Source organism: Mucilaginibacter flavus, from assembly GCF_030409315.1.
Taxonomy (GTDB): Bacteria; Bacteroidota; Bacteroidia; order Sphingobacteriales; family Sphingobacteriaceae; genus Mucilaginibacter; species Mucilaginibacter flavus.
In genome coordinates this window covers 139,516-156,120 of sequence record NZ_JAUFPS010000040.1, presented here as the reverse complement: position 1 = coordinate 156,120, position 16,605 = coordinate 139,516, and the positions used below count along the sequence as shown (strand labels likewise).

The 16,605-nt window shown below is 41.8% G+C and carries 18 protein-coding genes; 11 read left to right on the top strand and 7 right to left on the bottom strand.

Features of this window, described 5'->3' with window-relative positions; all coding sequences use genetic code 11:
* Positions 1-9: 9 nt before the first annotated feature.
* Positions 10-774 (bottom strand): DUF4905 domain-containing protein, encoded by a 765-nt coding sequence (locus QWZ17_RS19275; protein ID WP_290306932.1) that lies wholly within the window; start codon positions 772-774, stop codon positions 10-12.
* A 95-nt stretch (positions 775-869) separates the two neighbouring features.
* On the opposite strand from QWZ17_RS19275, the gene QWZ17_RS19270 reads away from it, so the two are divergent.
* Positions 870-1,349: a Dps family protein gene (locus QWZ17_RS19270; protein WP_290306931.1), complete on the top strand. Its 480-nt coding sequence runs from the start codon at positions 870-872 to the stop codon at positions 1,347-1,349.
* An 87-nt stretch (positions 1,350-1,436) separates the two neighbouring features.
* Here the strand turns inward: QWZ17_RS19270 and QWZ17_RS19265 are convergent, their stop codons facing one another.
* The 5 genes from QWZ17_RS19265 to QWZ17_RS19245 form a co-directional block, all read right to left on the bottom strand.
* Positions 1,437-1,922, bottom strand: a complete 486-nt coding sequence (locus tag QWZ17_RS19265; RefSeq protein WP_290306930.1) for a PIN domain-containing protein — start codon at positions 1,920-1,922, stop codon at positions 1,437-1,439.
* Complete coding sequence (locus tag QWZ17_RS19260) at positions 1,885-2,112, bottom strand: UPF0175 family protein (protein WP_290306929.1); 228 nt, start codon at positions 2,110-2,112, stop codon at positions 1,885-1,887. Before QWZ17_RS19260 ends, QWZ17_RS19265 begins: the two co-directional genes overlap by 38 nt.
* Before the next feature lie 321 nt (positions 2,113-2,433).
* Positions 2,434-4,380 (bottom strand): amylosucrase, encoded by a 1,947-nt coding sequence (locus QWZ17_RS19255; protein ID WP_290306928.1) that lies wholly within the window; start codon positions 4,378-4,380, stop codon positions 2,434-2,436.
* A gap of 27 nt (positions 4,381-4,407) precedes the next feature.
* Positions 4,408-5,763 (bottom strand): MFS transporter, encoded by a 1,356-nt coding sequence (locus QWZ17_RS19250; RefSeq protein ID WP_290306927.1) that lies wholly within the window; start codon positions 5,761-5,763, stop codon positions 4,408-4,410.
* Between the two features lie 75 nt (positions 5,764-5,838).
* Complete coding sequence (locus QWZ17_RS19245) at positions 5,839-6,597, bottom strand: DUF6377 domain-containing protein (RefSeq protein ID WP_290306926.1); 759 nt, start codon at positions 6,595-6,597, stop codon at positions 5,839-5,841.
* A gap of 285 nt (positions 6,598-6,882) precedes the next feature.
* Here QWZ17_RS19245 and QWZ17_RS19240 point away from each other — a divergent pair, with 285 nt between their 5' ends.
* Positions 6,883-7,866 (top strand): LacI family DNA-binding transcriptional regulator, encoded by a 984-nt coding sequence (locus tag QWZ17_RS19240; RefSeq protein ID WP_290306925.1) that lies wholly within the window; start codon positions 6,883-6,885, stop codon positions 7,864-7,866.
* A 26-nt stretch (positions 7,867-7,892) separates the two neighbouring features.
* Here QWZ17_RS19240 and QWZ17_RS19235 read toward each other — a convergent pair whose 3' ends face one another.
* On the bottom strand, positions 7,893-8,987 hold the full coding sequence (locus tag QWZ17_RS19235) for a DUF695 domain-containing protein (RefSeq protein ID WP_290306924.1): 1,095 nt from the start codon (positions 8,985-8,987) through the stop codon (positions 7,893-7,895).
* A gap of 183 nt (positions 8,988-9,170) precedes the next feature.
* On the opposite strand from QWZ17_RS19235, the gene QWZ17_RS19230 reads away from it, so the two are divergent.
* The 9 genes from QWZ17_RS19230 (at position 9,171) to QWZ17_RS19190 (ending at position 16,434) form a co-directional block, all read left to right on the top strand.
* Positions 9,171-9,599, top strand: coding sequence for an SRPBCC family protein (locus QWZ17_RS19230; protein ID WP_290306923.1), 429 nt, complete (start codon positions 9,171-9,173; stop codon positions 9,597-9,599).
* A gap of 84 nt (positions 9,600-9,683) precedes the next feature.
* Complete coding sequence (locus QWZ17_RS19225) at positions 9,684-10,166, top strand: DinB family protein (RefSeq protein ID WP_290306922.1); 483 nt, start codon at positions 9,684-9,686, stop codon at positions 10,164-10,166.
* Positions 10,167-10,534: 368 nt separating this feature from the next.
* A complete protein-coding gene (locus QWZ17_RS19220) occupies positions 10,535-11,185 on the top strand; it encodes a FadR/GntR family transcriptional regulator (RefSeq protein ID WP_290306921.1) in 651 nt (216 codons plus the stop codon).
* Between the two features lie 4 nt (positions 11,186-11,189).
* Complete coding sequence (locus QWZ17_RS19215; protein WP_290306920.1) at positions 11,190-12,023, top strand: sulfite exporter TauE/SafE family protein; 834 nt, start codon at positions 11,190-11,192, stop codon at positions 12,021-12,023.
* Positions 12,024-12,032: 9 nt separating this feature from the next.
* Complete coding sequence (locus tag QWZ17_RS19210; protein WP_290306919.1) at positions 12,033-12,434, top strand: DUF1634 domain-containing protein; 402 nt, start codon at positions 12,033-12,035, stop codon at positions 12,432-12,434.
* A gap of 18 nt (positions 12,435-12,452) precedes the next feature.
* On the top strand, positions 12,453-13,241 hold the full coding sequence (locus QWZ17_RS19205) for an alpha/beta hydrolase (protein ID WP_290306918.1): 789 nt from the start codon (positions 12,453-12,455) through the stop codon (positions 13,239-13,241).
* 123 nt (positions 13,242-13,364) lie between these two features.
* Positions 13,365-13,601, top strand: a complete 237-nt coding sequence (locus tag QWZ17_RS19200; RefSeq protein WP_290306917.1) for a UPF0175 family protein — start codon at positions 13,365-13,367, stop codon at positions 13,599-13,601.
* Positions 13,602-13,918: 317 nt separating this feature from the next.
* A complete protein-coding gene (locus tag QWZ17_RS19195; protein ID WP_290306916.1) occupies positions 13,919-14,692 on the top strand; it encodes an ABC transporter ATP-binding protein in 774 nt (257 codons plus the stop codon).
* A gap of 20 nt (positions 14,693-14,712) precedes the next feature.
* Positions 14,713-16,434, top strand: a complete 1,722-nt coding sequence (locus QWZ17_RS19190) for a hypothetical protein (protein WP_290306915.1) — start codon at positions 14,713-14,715, stop codon at positions 16,432-16,434.
* Positions 16,435-16,605: the final 171 nt, after the last annotated feature.

Here is a 16,605-nt window from a genome sequence, read left to right as displayed (position 1 = left end):
TACAGTATTTTATAAATTTAAAATTATTAATTCCGATCTGTTTTTGAGGTAGATCAGCTTATTCTTATGTACTACAAACGCCTCGGGTTGTAATTTTTGTATACCGCTTTGCAATAAATCGTGGTAAACAACATTGCCTTCGCCATTAAAAATGTAAAGGTGCTGTTCAAGCTGTTCGGCCAAAAACGTGTGCAAAGATACAATTCTATAACTATTGTACTCCATGTAATGCACCGTATTTCCGTAAGGTTTGGCAGGGAGTTCAACCGTGTTTAAAAAGGCTGTGGGAAGTAGCTGGGCGGCAAATATTTGGTTGTGTAAAAGCGTATCGATTACAGGCTCATAGGCCCTTAAAGTAGTTCCATTTTTAATATCGACTAACGCCGGCCTTTTAGGCTGGATCTGGGAATTATAAACCACCGGACCGTTTACCGATAGCTGATCAAAGCCCAGGGTGTAATTGCTCCATAAGGTTTGCCCAGTGATGCCATCAATGGCTGTTAAGCCCTTGTGCACAGGTCCGTTTTCTGATTGATAATTATGGATGAGCAGTACGCCATCATAAGCGGCTTCAATGCCTGTAAGCCAACGCTCGGGCATGCTTATATCTTCAAAATTAACTGTTCCATTATTCAATTCTATCGACGTAAAGCTTACCTGCTTATTTGCGGTATCCCTTATTTCAAGAAAAATAAGATTGCTTATTTCGTCAATTTCTAACCGCCAGATAGGTAGTTTGCATTGATGTTGTATGGTTGGTAGCAGCTTTGTCATAAAGTTTGCAAATATGCTTACTTATGTTCAAAACTGTTTATTTTTACCAAACATTGATACCCAACCTGTGTTTAAAAACTAAAATCACTAATAACATGAATGCCGAAGAAATCAGCCTCGAAGAAGTAAAAGTAAAACCCGTTGTAGATCACCTGAATGATCTGTTAGCCAACTACCATATTCACTACCAGAAATTGCGCGGATGCCACTGGAATGTAAAAGGCCCAAGCTTTTTTACCCTGCACCTTAAATTTGAAGAGCTGTACACTGCTGCTCTTTTAACTATTGATGAACTTGCCGAAAGGATTTTATCATTAGGTAAAGCCCCTTACAGTACTTTTAACGATTACATTAAAACTGCCGAAATTAAAGAGATCCAAACCATTGGCTTAAAGGATACTTTAATGGTTAAAGCCATTATTGACGATCTTGCATTTTTGATTGCAAAAGAGCGCGAAATTCTAAACATTACCGCTGATGCAGGCGATGACGGTACCAATGATATGGTAAACCGCTTTATGCAGTTCAACGAAAAAAATACCTGGATGCTACGCTCATTTGTAAATGAGGACTAAGTAACGTGTGGTTGAAAATATAAAGCCGCTTGTGATGAACAGGCGGCTTTTTTTGTTGAAGGTGATTACTTTTGAGCTTTACTCAACTTAGATGTCGTATTTATCTAAAAGCGTTTGCAGAAAATCGTTCGAAATACGGAAGTTGGTACTCTTTATTTTTTCAAAATATGGTAGTAGCAGGGGGATAACTTTTCGTTGGCGTGCAAGTACCAACACCCCTATTGTTCCGGTAAATTCAAGATTCAATTGCTGTGCTAATTTTCGCCCCTTAAGATCATCAAGGATAAGTGATGGCGAGGTTACTTCTTGCGCTAACGCGATAGCGCTGGCTTCTCCTATATCTACTAATTCTGCATAGGTATAAAGCAAGTCTCTATTATTTACCGCATTAACATTTACCCAAAGGGGAAGCCTTTTCCCATATTCAGCAGCAATTTCTGGTGTAGTGGTAACCGTGCCGTAAAGTTTTTCAAGTATATCAAGGCCGTTTATTTTTTCCAGTAAGATAAAACAACTGGCATCGGTGATGATGGTATTAATATTTTGATACTCTCTCGACATCGGCAATAACATCTTCGGCAGTATATTGAAAGTAATTTACTTCAAATTGAGCTAACACGGCCGGGAAGTCCCATTTTTTTATACCGCACATGTCAGCCGCTTGCCCTAAGGACAGTTTGCCGGCTTCATATAGCTTAGCTGCAAGGAAACGTACGGTTTCATCGTGCTCTTTTTCAAGCGCGTCAGGAACCTGAAGTGTCATTGTAGTCATAATGGTAATAGTTATTGATTAGTTAAAGATACAAATAAATCGTAAAGTTAAATGTGCGATGTATTTTGGGTATAAGAGGATCGTTTTTAAAACCTAATACTACAATTTTGGGCTAAAGCCACCTTTGTGGTTACTCTCCTTAACCGTTGGCTAAAGCCAAAACGGCAATGAACTTTAAAAATCAGACTTGAAAGCAATTTGAAAATTCATTGCCGTCCCATTTATGGGGCGGAAAAAAGGAATAAGCAAAGTGGCTTTAGCCTAAATGAGCTATGAAATTCTAAAAACTTCCCTGCCTTTGGTGCAAGTCAATTATTGCGGCTCCAACAAATGAAAACTATACGGTTCCATAATCAGATAATCGTCATTATAGCCAACGGGGAGCATCATTCCTGTCCAGTAATCATACATGATGGTTGAGTTCATGCCTTGTTCTTTAAAGGCCGCCCAGTCAAGGTACGATACCGAATTGCTGAAGTTGAAAACGCAGTAAAGCTCCTGTTTACCATATTTTCTTAAATAGCCCGCTACATGGATGTTGTAAGGATTTAACCAGGTAATGTTTTTATGATCGGCTATTACGGGCAGTTTTTTGCGGATGGCGATAAGCTTTTGCGTGTCCGAAAAAATGCGGTTTTCTATTGTCCCTGCTTCGTTGATCAGTTCATTTTTTTGCCAGTTGATAACCGGGCGATGCATCCAGCGGTTATCATAACTTTTACCGGGATCGGTTAAATAGGAGTAATCGTTAGTATAACCAGCCTCATCGCCATAAAAAATCATGGGTACGCCGCCCAGGAAAAAGCTGTGGGCTTGCATCAGCAAAATCTTTCTGATAGAAATTTCAATAGCATCCGCATCATTTTCATTAATCGCCTTTTCCAACCCGCAAAGTGATGCCAGCGAGCCACTGATGCGGGCGTCGCCTGTTTTGGGGTTGGATGAAAATAAGGCGCCTGTCGCGGGGCTTGAAGGGTAACTGCCAGAATAATAATCTTGCAAAAACTTGCGATGCTGATATGGGTTATAGCCGGCGCTTTCAATCATATCATCGCCATAGCCTAAGCCAATATCATCATGGCAGCGGGTATACGTAAGCCATGTAGTACCGTATGGTTTTTGCAAAATATCGTTTTGTGCGGCCAGCATTACCCGGGTATCGCCGGTAGCCAGCATATCCCATTGCAGGGCCATTTGGGTGGCGTTATAGGCAAAATCGCATTCTTTTGCTGTGTAAGCTCCCGTGCCAAAGTATTTCATGATCTCTTTCGGGGCTACAATAGCCTCGCCTAACAAGGCCATACCGGGTGCAGCCACCAGGATGCATTGTTTAATAAGCTGCAAAAGCGTGTGGGCCTGCGGCAGGTTTTGGCTGCTTGTGCCTAATTGCTTCCATATAAATGCGGGCGCATCAATCCTCAGGATATCCACGCCAAGGTTGGCGTAAAAGAAGATAACATCCAGCATCTCCAAAAAAACAGCTGGATTGGTGTAGTTTAAATCCCACTGGTAATCATGAAAAACGCTCATGACCCATTTATTGCATTCGGGCACGTAGCTAAAATTACCGGGCGAACTTTCCGGGAAAATATCGGGCATGGTTTTGTCGTACTCGTCGGGAAGCCGGCGGTCGTCAAACATGTAAAAATAATCCTGGTATTGCTTATCGCCTTGTTTGGCTTTTGTGGCCCACTCGTGTACGTAGGATGTATGGTTAAGCACAATATCAATCATCAGGTACATATCCTGCTGGTCCATGTGCTGCCTTAGTTTTTTAAGATCATCTAATGTTCCAAAGCGCTCATCAACTTTTCTGAAATTTGATACCGCGTAACCGCCATCACTTTTACCCTCGGGGCTTTCAAACAGTGGCATCAAATGCAAAAAGCTTACACCAAGGCGTTCAAAATAGCCTAATTTATCACTTAGGTTGTTAATGGAACCACAAAAGCGATCAACATATAAACTCATGCCTGTGATGGTGTTGCTTAAAAACCAATCGCCTTTTTGGGCTTTATCCGAGTCTTTTTTTCTGAAGTTTTCTGAACGATTTACATAGGCCCGAATGACGCTTTCTATGAGGTTGCTAAACAGTTCCGTCGCTTTTGGATGGTCGCCGTAGATCTCATTGTAAAGATCCTGAATAGCATCGGCGTTGGCAATCATCCGGACATAAAACAGGTTATCATCGCCTGCTATGGCTATGTTATGCTTGCTTAATAAAGCGTTGATATGCTGATGTAAGGAATAATTATACACGTGAATTTTATACTTATTATTTAACAATTAATGCCCGGCCCCGGCGGGCATTAATACATCTTCATCTGTTACACTATCTTTTTTAATGCGGGTGGTAGCGGTGGCAGCCAATAACAGCAACACACCTGCAAAGGTTATGGCATTTGATGGGTTATCGCCCAAAAAGTGCTTATAAATATAACCGAAGCTTACCGTTTGCAGTATCATAGGCACCACTATCATCATATTAATAATGCCCATATAAACCCCGTAACGTTCTTTGGGTATACTGCCAATAACCATTATGTAGGGCACACCCATCATGCTGGCCCAGGCAATGCCAAAGCCAACCATCGGCGCAAATAACAAATCCTTATCGGCAAGGTGGGGGAAGATAAGTAAGGCTATACCCGCCATAGCCAAGCAGCCAATATGCACATACTTGGCGCTAAATTTACGGGCCAGCCAAACCAGGCCAAAGGCCGATAAAAAGGTAACAATATTATAAAATCCATTCACTTTGCCGGCCCAAACCACAGCCTGTTCATAAAGTTCCTTATTGCCATCGGGCGTGGTATGGAATACCGATTTGGCGATACTTAACGATACAAATTGCCAGTAGCAAAACATGGCGTACCATTGAAACAGGTAAACCAGCGCCAGTTTCCACATAATGCCGGGCATATTATTGATGGCGGCAAAAATTTCTTTTATGGGTTCAAATAGTCCCTTTTTGCGAGCGCGGAGTTCGGCCAGTTCCTCGGGCGTAGGCGGGATTTCGGGCGTGGTGGTTATTGACCATACTACCGAAACAATAGAACAAACCCCGCCAACAAAAAACGACCCGAATACCCAATATGGAATACCCGATTGCCCATCCGATGTATGGGTTTCGCCGGTTATGATGTTTTTGAAAAAACCTAATGATAAGTTAGCGAGCGTAATGCCCAACCCCGTAAAAAAGCTTTGGGTTAAAAAGCCAAATGCCCTTTGCTTTTCGGGCAGTTTATCGGCAATAAAGGCGCGGTAAGGTTCCATGGCGGTATTGTTGGCGGCATCCAAAATCCAGAGTAAACCAACGGCCATCCACAATGCCCTGCTAAACGGGAACGCGAACAGGCAGATACTGCAAAAGATAGCCCCGATTAAAAAGAAGGGTTTACGCCGCCCCCAACGCGGGTGCCAGGTACGATCGCTTAGCGCGCCTATTAGTGGCTGGATGAGTAAACCCGTCATGGGGCCGGCCAGGTTAAGCAGGGGCAAATCTTCCGGCCGGGCATGCAGGAACGTGTAAAGCGGGTTAATGGCGGTTTGCTGCAGCCCAAAGCTGTACTGAATGCCAAAAAAGCCCACATTCATGTTAATGATTTGCCAAAAACTTAGCCGCGGTTTTGAAAACGCCATATGTATAGGTTATAAGGTTATTTGGGCAACATGGTGCCCATCAATTGGTTGTATAATATAGGGGTATTTAATTAATTATGCCGATTTAATGTACAATAGAGGCGGCTCCTCAAAAGTTGTCGCTTTTATTGATTTGATGGTTTGATCAAAAGCATCGCCCTCAATAATCGACTTGGCTTTGATACGCATTTTATATACATATATGGTATTTGACGAATATTCAAGTATACCGGCAATAGTTTCGCAATCAGTAATGCCCAATCGCATCAAGGCAAAAATTCGGAGTTCGGTATTTAAACCTTCATTCTTTTTGGGCCATATTTTATCCTCCGGTTTAAGCATGGCATTAAACTCAGTTATAAAATTGGGAAAGATTTTTAAAAAAGTATCATCAAAATTCTGGTAAAGCGCCCTGCGCTCTTCTTTGATATCTATTTCATTAAAAGGCAACAGGATATCCTCATACTTTTTGGTGGCTACCTTTCGCTCTGTCACCCTTTTTAACCTTTCCAATTTGGAAATATAGGTAGATATCATGCTCACAAAGTATCCAATGTATTCTTCGTTAATCAGCGCGTTGGTGGTTAGCTTTTCGTTTAAGCCTTCTAACTGGTTTATTTTATCTTCAATAATTAAATCCTTTTGCTTTAGTCTTTTCAATAAGCCCCTAATGATTACAGCGATTAACACCATCATCACCACAATGGCAAAGATCAATGACATGGCCATCGTGCGGTTGAAAATTAATGATGCATAATTGACGGTTTTTGGCGTGATAGCAAACACTGGGATACCGGATAACACAGCAAATACGCAGGTAAGGAAACGTTTCATTTCTTATAATTTTTGCAGCAGTTAAAAAGGTGTAAATGGCTTACAATTGGTATTGTCCCTAAAATTAATACTTGGTTTTGATGTTTTTATTGGCAGAAAAGGCTTCGTATGTAAATAATTCACCGCAAACGATTGCGGTAATGTTTGCGGTGGAAAAATAGTTTGGGTTATATTGCGATTTGACTCCGTACGTGTCTCCTTTATAAACCCCAATCGTCTGCAAGGGTGATCCCCTTATCCATTACCAAAATAATCCTATATTTAATTGCCGATTATAAAAAACAGATGTCAGAAGTTACGTTGAAAAAGCTTGCTGATATGCTTAACTTAAGTGTATCCACAGTGTCAAGGGCCTTAAAAGACCATCCCGATATTTCTGCAGAAACAAGGCTTAAGGTTAAAGAGCTGGCTTTGATATTGGACTATGAGCCTAATACTTATGCAATAAACCTGCGCACCAATCACAGTAAAGAATTTGGGGTGATAGTGCCTGCTATTGTCAGCGATTTTTACCAGTCGTTCATCAGTTCGTTGGAGGAGGAGGCCCGGCTCAATGGGTATTCGCTCATTATCCTGCAATCGGGCGATGATCCGCTTATTGAACTTCAAAACCTTAAGCGCTGCAAGCAAAACAGGGTATCGGGTATTTTTATCTCTGTAACAGCAAAAACCAATGATGTAAGCAGTTATTTGAAACTGGGCGAACCTCCCATACCCATAGTTTTTTTTGACAAGGTGCCTGCTTATGAGGCTTGCAATAAAATTTGTGTTGATGATATACATGCCGCAACGCTTGCTGCCGAAGCATTAATACTTAAAAAGAAGAAAAATATACTCGCCGTTTTTGGCAACGATCAACTATCCATCACCCAAAAACGACTAAAGGCGTTCGATGAAACCTTTATTAAATACAACTCAGAGGCTGCTATTGCCATTTACCATGCAAGCTCGACCAACGAAGCCTTTGATGTAGCGATGAAGGGCTTAGATGGAGCTGATGCTGTTTTTTGTATGAGCGATGAAATCCTGATAGGGGTGATGAAGGCTATACAAACACTTGGTTTAAAAATTCCTAATCAAGTAGGCGTAATAGCAATTAGCGGTGGATTGATCCCGACTTTTTACTACCCACAAATTACCTACATAGAAACCAGCGGTTTTAAACTGGCAAAAATGGCTTTTTCAAAAATGCTGGCCTGCGTGGCCGGGAGCGCCTATATACAGGAGTTGAAAATTGAATCGGTAATGGTTGAAGGGGGATCGTTGTAGGTTGTTAAGCCGGCAGCGTTGAAATTTTACCGGGGAATAAACCGGTCAAATGATTGCCAATACTTATCCTTATAAATATCGTAATCTATCTTAAGCCTGTCAGCATATTGCCGCTTTACATTAAATAACACTTTTGATGGTTTCCTGAAATCGTTGCAGGCAAAATAAATTTCCCTTACGCTATCGGCTGTTTGTCGGCCAATGTTCAAGTAACCATCATGGTCTTTTAATTCCTCCCTCATTTTGTCTTCAATTTCATCCAATAATTGGTAGGTAGCATTATCAGGCATGCCATTGTTCTTTTCGCCATTGTATTTGATTTCCACAGTTAAAATCCATGGGTGCGAAGCTTTGCTATCCCAGTTAAGTAAGGCCGTGTTAACAATAGCTATCAATTTATTACCGCTTTTTAAATCGGCAGTCAGGCTTGCATATTCGTCTTCATCGGTGTTATGTCTTACATCCTCATATTTTTCAATAAATTCTTTTTCCCTCCAAATTAAAAAATCCTTAAGCTTTACTATCGGTACCAGTTCCTTTTCGGCATCGCTTTTGATGACGATTCTAATGTGATCAATAGCAGTAGCAAAGTTGAGTTCGCCTAAATAATTATCCAAAAAAATGTAAATGCCGTTGGTAATTGCTGCTTCATTTTGCTCATCAAGGTCATCATGTATCAGCGTTATATCTATTTCATCAGGAGCACCTACGGTATCGTTTGCGTAAAAGTGGATGTTCTCAGCATTGAACTGGTAGCCTGCCATCTTGATACCCACATCCGTAATATCCAGTGCCGGTTTAAGGGCGGTAAACTTCCAACTATTAATTTGTGGGGCGGCAGCTACGAACTCTTCAATAAAAGGGATGTTTTTGATGGCGCCATCGGCAGTGAAAACTAATTCGGCAGTATCCGGGCTAAGCATGCCCGTTAAATAAAAGTAGCCGTCTTTAAGCTCATTTAGTTTGGGCGAAAGTTTATTGAAAAAAAGCTCCTCAATGTTGCCCTGGGCTTTCACTACCTTAAAAAAATCTTGTTCATTTTTTTGAAACCAGTTCCAAAAATCGGCATATGATTTTATCGGTTCTTCTTTTCTTTTAAATAAGGTATTTAGTAGTCCCATTGATTTTAGATGTTTGTTAGCGGGTAAGAATTAGAATTACGTCCGCTTGCCAAATATAAGCGCCATACTGATATTTATGGCTATTGTAAGTGATTTTTCCCACCCCATAATTGTCGCATTCACCCATGTTTATTTTAAAAATATTGCCCTAATTTTATCATCATAAAACCAACTCATATTATAATGGAAACTGCAAACAAAAACACCATAACAGTTGAAGCTACTGTTGACGCGCCTATTGAAAAAGTTTGGGAATGCTGGACAAACCCCGAACATATTACCCAGTGGGCCTTTGCATCTGACGATTGGCATGCTCCTTACGCCGACAACGACCCGCAAACCGGTGGCAAGTTTAAAACAACCATGGCCGCTAAAGATGGCAGCTTTAGCTTTGATTTTGAGGGTGTTTACAGCAAGGTTATTGAAAATAGCTATATAGAATACGGTTTGGGCGATGGCCGCGAAGTAAAAATTAATTTTGAAAGCCTGGGTGATACTACTAAAGTAACCGAAAGCTTTGATCCCGAAACTATTAACCCCATTGAAATGCAGCGCGGCGGATGGCAGGCTATTTTAAATAACTTTAAAAAACATACAGAAGCAAGTATTTAAAATTTATTATTTAAGTTACTCATCAATAAAAGCCTGGTGTATATTTATAAACCGGGCTTTTAATTTAAATAAGGAGCCGCCGATATGAAAAACGAAATTGTTACCGAATACAAAGGCAGCCTAAAAATGCTTATAGATACGGTACATAAATGCCCCGATGATTTGTGGGAAAGCGCAGCTTATGAAAATCCTTACTGGCGCATTGTTTACCATACGCTTTTTTACACCGCGTTTTATCTTTCAGCAGGGCCGGACGGGTTTATTCCCTGGGATAAACATCAGCCTAATTACCATGTTTTGGGCTCTACAGCGCATGATGGGCAGCCTTTGGTAATCAAACACCGTTATTCAAAAGCCGACTTACTTGGTTACGCCGATGTCATTTTTAATAGCCTGGAAGATAAGGTTAACAACGCCAATTTTACTGATGCAACCGGGTTTGAATGGATAGCGCTTAATCGTTTTGGTCTGCATTTATACAACATAAGGCATGTGCAACACCATACGGGGCAGCTTACGGAGCGCTTGCACCAGGTGGGAATCAGGGGTATCAACTGGGAGCGGTAGCCTAAAATAATTTTGCCAAATGAGGCATCCATGCTATATTTGCACTATTCCGGGTGTTATAATCCAGTTTTGTTATTTTCCTATGGTGTAATGGTAGCACTTCTGATTCTGGTTCAGACAATCGTGGTTCGAGTCCATGTGGGAAAACAAAAAGCCTTTGCAAATGCAAGGGCTTTTTTGTTTTACAGGCCTTTTGAAAATCAGGCTATTCCACGTAATCACACCTTCTTTAACACTGCAATAGTCTATTCAAAATGATCGATTAGCCGCGCAGCTATTGTCAACACACCGTCACAAAATATTAAAACAAAATTTAAACATCTGATGTTTAAATTAAAAGTATGATGTTTGTATTGTAATTAAACACGATGGAAAAGGAAAAACTTTCTGACCGGGTAGCAGCCAAAATCCGGCAGGATATCAAAGAGAAAAAATACCAGCCTGGCGAGAAGATTCCCGCCGAGCCTGAACTGATGAAAATATACGCCGTTGGTCGGTCGTCGGTAAGAGAAGCGATAAAAAGCCTGGCCATGACGGGGATATTGGAGGTAAGGCAGGGCGATGGTACTTACATCAGGGAAGCCGGCCCGGATATCACCATGGATCAGCGCATCCGTAATGCCGATTTTGATGAGATTAACGCCGTAAGGATTTTGCTGGAAGAAGAAATTGTGCGCCTTGCCACCGTAAACCACACCCCAAAAGACCTGGAAGAAATAGCCCTCCACCTTGCCGACCGCAAGCAAGCCATCCTGGCCGAAGACAGGGAGGCTTGTACCAATGCAGATATCGCTTTTCACCTCGCCATAGCTAATGCATCCGGCAATAGCGTTTTATGCGGCTTGTATCAAACTTTCACCCAAACCATACGGGCTTTTTTTGCAAAAAGAGAATTACTGGGGCTGGGCAACTTTGCCATGAGCCACCACCTGCATGAAGATTTATACAACGCCATCCGCACTAAGAAAAAGAACCTTGCCCTGGAAATTACCAGGCACATTTTAAACAATAACTATTAATATCATGACTATACTCACATTTACACTTTTGCTGTTGGCCGGCGCATACCTTGCTGGGCTTGTAGGCTCGCTTACCGGTTTAGGTGGCGGGGTGGTAATTATCCCCTTGCTTACGCTGGTTTTTCATGTTGATATCCGTTACGCAATCGGCGCGGCATTGCTGGCATCTATAGCTAATTCATCAGGCGCGGCCAGCGCCTACGTTAAGGAGGGGATCACCAATATTCGTTTAGGAATGTTTTTAGAAATTGCCACCACGGTGGGCGCGGTTATCGGGGCCTTAATAGCAGTTTATACGCCCACCAATACCATAGCCATATTGTTTGGTAGTATCCTGCTCTTCTCTGCCGCCATGACGCTTAGAAAAAAGAACCAGGACGCATTGGCCGTTGGCAGTAAAGCGGCAGCAGTACTACAGCTCAATAATAACTATCCAGCTAAAGATGGTTTGGTAAATTACCAACTGAAAAACGTTGGAGCGGGCTTTTCTATCATGACGCTTGCCGGTGTATTTTCGGGTCTGCTGGGCATTGGTTCGGGCGCGCTTAAAGTATTGGCCATGGATTCTACCATGCACATCCCTTTTAAGGTAAGTACAACCACCAGCAATTTTATGATTGGGGTAACCGCGGCAGCCAGCGCGGTGGTTTACCTGCAACGCGGGTACATGGATGCCGGTATCGCTTTCCCGGTAGTGTTGGGTGTGCTTGCTGGCGCGTTTACCGGTTCGAAGTTATTAAGCCGTATTGATGCCAAAGTGCTCAAATACATCTTTTGTACAGCAATAGTATTCGTTGCTGTCGAGATGATCTTTAACGGCTATAACCACAAATTTTAATAATCAGTTATGAAAAATGTAAGTTCCAAACATCGCTTTGCCGATCATGATATTGAACAATTTATTGGCCTGCAATTGAGGTATGGCGTTATAATAGCCAGTCTTACGGTACTTGCGGGCGGCGTGTTATACCTCATCAATACCGGTAGCCAGGGCCTGCCGGATTATGCAAAGTTTATTGGCGAACAAGCCGGGTTTACTACCGGCAAACAATTATGGCAAGGGGTATTGAGCCTTAACCCTAAAGGTATTATTGAGTTTGGTGTAGTTATTTTGATTGCTACCCCTATTTTAAGGATCTTCTTTTCGCTCATAGGTTTCATTATGGAAAAAGATAAAATGTATATCGCCATAACTATTGTTGTGCTTTCTGTAATGATGTTTAGTGTGTTTGGTGGTTTAAAAGTTTAAAAATTAATATTATCTACCATGAAAAATGTAAATAAAACGATCATCAATATAATGATGGGGCTTAGCTTATCTTTTGGTTTTATTTTTAGTTCGGCAGTCGCTAATGCGCAGGGGGCAGTTCCGGTTAACAATATTGTGTTGGTGCATGGCGCTTTTGTTGATGGTTCCGGCTGGCAGCCTGTTTATGATATCCTGATTAAAAAGGGCTATCACGTTACCGTTGTACAACAGCCCTTAACTTCATTTCAGGATGATTTGGCGGCAGTGCAGCGCGTGCTTGATATGCAAACCGGTCCTTGTATTTTAGTGGGGCACAGCTATGGTGGCGGCCTGATTACCGAAGCCGGTAATGATAGCCATGTAGCCGGACTGGTTTATATAGCGGCTCACGCGCCGGATAAAGGCGAAAGCGAAGCCGATAATGGCAAGCGCTATCCACCTGCCTACAAATCATTACAGAAGCCTGTCAACGGCTTCGACTATATTGATCCTACCCGCTTTTATCCTGATTTCGCAGCAGATTTGCCCCGCGAAAAAGCTGAATTTATGGCCAACGCCCAAATGCCAACAGCTGATGGCGTGTTCCACAGCATTATTCAGCATCCGGCCTGGCGTACCAAGCCAAGCTGGTACATGGTGGCCGGAGCAGATAGGATCATCAATCCAGAACTGGAACGTATGTATGCCAAAAGAGCCAATAGTACTACCGTTGAGGTAAAGGGCGCCAGCCATTCTGTTTTTGAATCACAGCCTAAAAAGGTGGCTGGGCTTATTATCATGGCATCGCACCATGTTGAGATAAAATGATCTTTAGCTGGTAATTGTAGCTGAATATATTCAACTTTAATTGAACAGAAAGCCTTTGCAAAAGCATGGGCTTTTTGTTTTGCGTTTATTTTTTCAGGTTTTATTTATTTGTATATTTACGATATGACTACGATTACATTAGAGGTACCTGATAGCCTTGGAGAGTATGAAAAAGATACCGTCCGCTTTATTGCTGCCAAGCTTTATGAATCGGGTAAATTATCTCTTGGGCAGGCCGCTGTAATGTCTGGCCTTACTAAACGCACATTTGCTGAATTGCTTAACGATTACGGCGTTTCCTACATCAATTACTCAGTTGAAGATTTGAAAGATGAACTCAACGGAATCTCAGGAATATAATCACCCTCAATAATAATTATTCCCAGTCGTAATAACATTTAAGAAAAATACTTTTAAAAATCTAACCAGTAAGATTTGGGCTAAAGCCGCTTGTTTGATTGTTGTTATGAACCGTTGGCTGAAGCCAAAACGGCAATGAAATAAAAGAGTCTGAACCAAAGCCTGCTGAAAATTCATTGCCGTCCCATTTATGGGGCGAAAAAATAGCAATAAGTAGGGTGGCTTTAGCCCAATTAGGCTCTGCGTTTATTAAAGAGATTTCCTTACAATAACATCCGCTTTTTTGCTAATTTACCGGGGCATTGTAATACATCTTTATGTCTGATCAACCCCTTATTCAAATTAGTAATTTAACTAAATCGTACGGCTCCAAATTGGTATTAAAGGGGCTTTCCCTTGATATTTATCCGGGGCAGGTAATTGGTTATATAGGCCCTAATGGTGCCGGTAAATCAACCACGGTAAAAATCCTCACCGGTTTAATTCCCGATTTTGAGGGCGAGGTTATTGTGGATGGCTTTAATATGGCCACGAATGCCCTCGATATTAAAAAACTAATAGGCTACGTACCCGAAAACGCCGAGATCTACGATGTACTTACCCCAATGGAATACCTGGATTTTATAGGTAAACTATACGGCATGGAAGAGAACGTACTAAACGACCGGGCACGCAGACTACTCATGGCCTTTGGCCTGGGCTCCAATGGTGATGACCGGATGGATACCTTCTCAAAAGGGATGAAACAAAAGGTGTTGCTTATCTCGGGCATTATCCATAACCCAAAGATCATCATCCTGGATGAGCCGTTATCCGGTCTTGATGCTAACGCGGTGATTATGATTAAAGAATTGATCATGCGCTTATCGCAGGAGGGGAAAACCATATTTTATTGTTCGCATATGATGGATGTGGTTGAAAAGGTATCAGATCGTATCCTGCTCATTAACAAAGGCGAAATTATTGCCGATGGCACATTTGAATCATTAAAACAAAACCATAGCGATACGCTGGAACGCATTTTTTCTAAGCTTACCGGCCGCGACGATTCCCATACCGAAACTGATGCCATCATTAACGCATTTGATTAATCAAGCTGCTATCTGCTACAATGAACGATATTCTTTTAATGTTTTTATCAATGGATAAACTGCTTTTACGTTTGGTTTCTCTTTTTTACCCGGTATTAGCAAAAACAGGTGTTGATACCGAACAGCTGGATCAAATACTGCGGGTAAAAATACTGATGGATAACCGCCGCCCCAAAGCCATGTTCGCGGTACGTAAGGGCGCTAAAAAAGACGGACAGCAATCACCCTGGCTTGTCAGCATTCTTACCCTGCTCATGGGTTTTTTTATCGGCTTGCTGCTTATGTTAAACCAAAAGCCTTACGTAGGCGAAACTTACTATTTCCTGGTATTTATGGTGCTTATGGCGCTTACCCTTATATCAGATTTTACCACCGTATTAATAGATACCCGCGATCAATTTATATTATTACCGCGCCCGGCTAGTGACCGTACTGTGGCGGTATCGCGAATCCTGCACATTAGTATCTATGTGTTGAGGATAGCGTTGATCCAGGGTTTCCCGGCCCTGGTTATCGTGGGCTTTGTTGATGGGGGCTTTGCTGTGCCTTTGTTCTTTTTCCAGATACTGGAAGCTACTTTCCTCAGCATCTTTTTGGTGAATATTATTTACCTGTTGTTGATGAAATCGGTAAGTCCGCAGCGTTTTAAGGATGTGATCAGCTATTTCCAAATCGCGTTTTCGGTGATGATCTTCGCGGCTTATTACCTGCTGCCAAGGCTGATCAACGTATCAGTTTTGGGCAACGTAGAACTGCTGAGCCACTGGTGGGCCTATTTGCTGCCGCCGGTTTGGATAGCCGCCTTGAATGAATCACTTATACATGCTGCCCATGCAAATTACATTACCCGCATATTGGCCATTATTGGCTTTACCGTACCTTTTTTAGGCTTATGGTTTGTAGCTAAGGTATTAGCCCCCGGTTTCAACAGGCGACTGGCGGTTATCGCAACTTCTGATGGTAACGCCAACGCCAATACTGAAGTTAAAAAGGCCGGAAAATTCAGCCTGATATCGAAATTGGCAAACATCGTAGCGCCAGATCCTATTGAGAATGCCGGCTTCCGCATCACCTGGAAATTAGCTGCCCGTATGCGCGAGTTCAAAATGAAAGTGTACCCTGCTTTTGCTTATGTGCCTATTTACTTTTTATACTTTGCTTTAAACGGGAAGGGTGATAACCTTAGCGATAGATGGAATAAACTCCAAAACGGGCATTACTATGTCTTTTTGATCTATCTGTGTACGTTTATACTTTCGGCTATGTTGATGAATATTTCCATGACTGAAAAATATAAGTCGGCCTGGGTGTATTACGCCTTGCCAATTGATAAGCCTGGTAAAATATTATCGGGCATGTATAAAGCCATCATCACGCTTTATTTTTTACCTTACTGCCTGGTTTTAAGTATCGGCATAGCGGTTGTATGGGGGCCGCAGGCCATTAACGATATTATCCTCGCTTTTTTTGTGAGCCTTATTTATGGTATGCTGATGGCTTTGTTTATGGTAAAAGGTTTGCCTTTTTCAAAGCCGGTAGTTGTAAAACAGGGGGGCGGCAAATTGATAACCTCGCTGTTGATGTTATTGTTTATTGGCGGGATAGGTTTTGGACATTATTTGTTAATGCGTTGGGAAATGGTGGTATGGATAGCCATTGTGCCGGCATTGCTCATTTACTGGATTATGCTTAGGTATTACAAGAAACAAACCTGGGATAATATCGAACTGGAGGAAATTTAAACGGAGACTAATCGTCAACTTTTCTCCTAAAAATGAATAACACGAACAACGTTAAAATAAACAAAAAAACTCACCTTTAACCATCTATTAATTAGTTGTTTATCTCTGTTCATTTTTTTGACAAGGGATAAAATGTTTACCGCCTGCTTTTTCACCGTTGCACCAATAGAA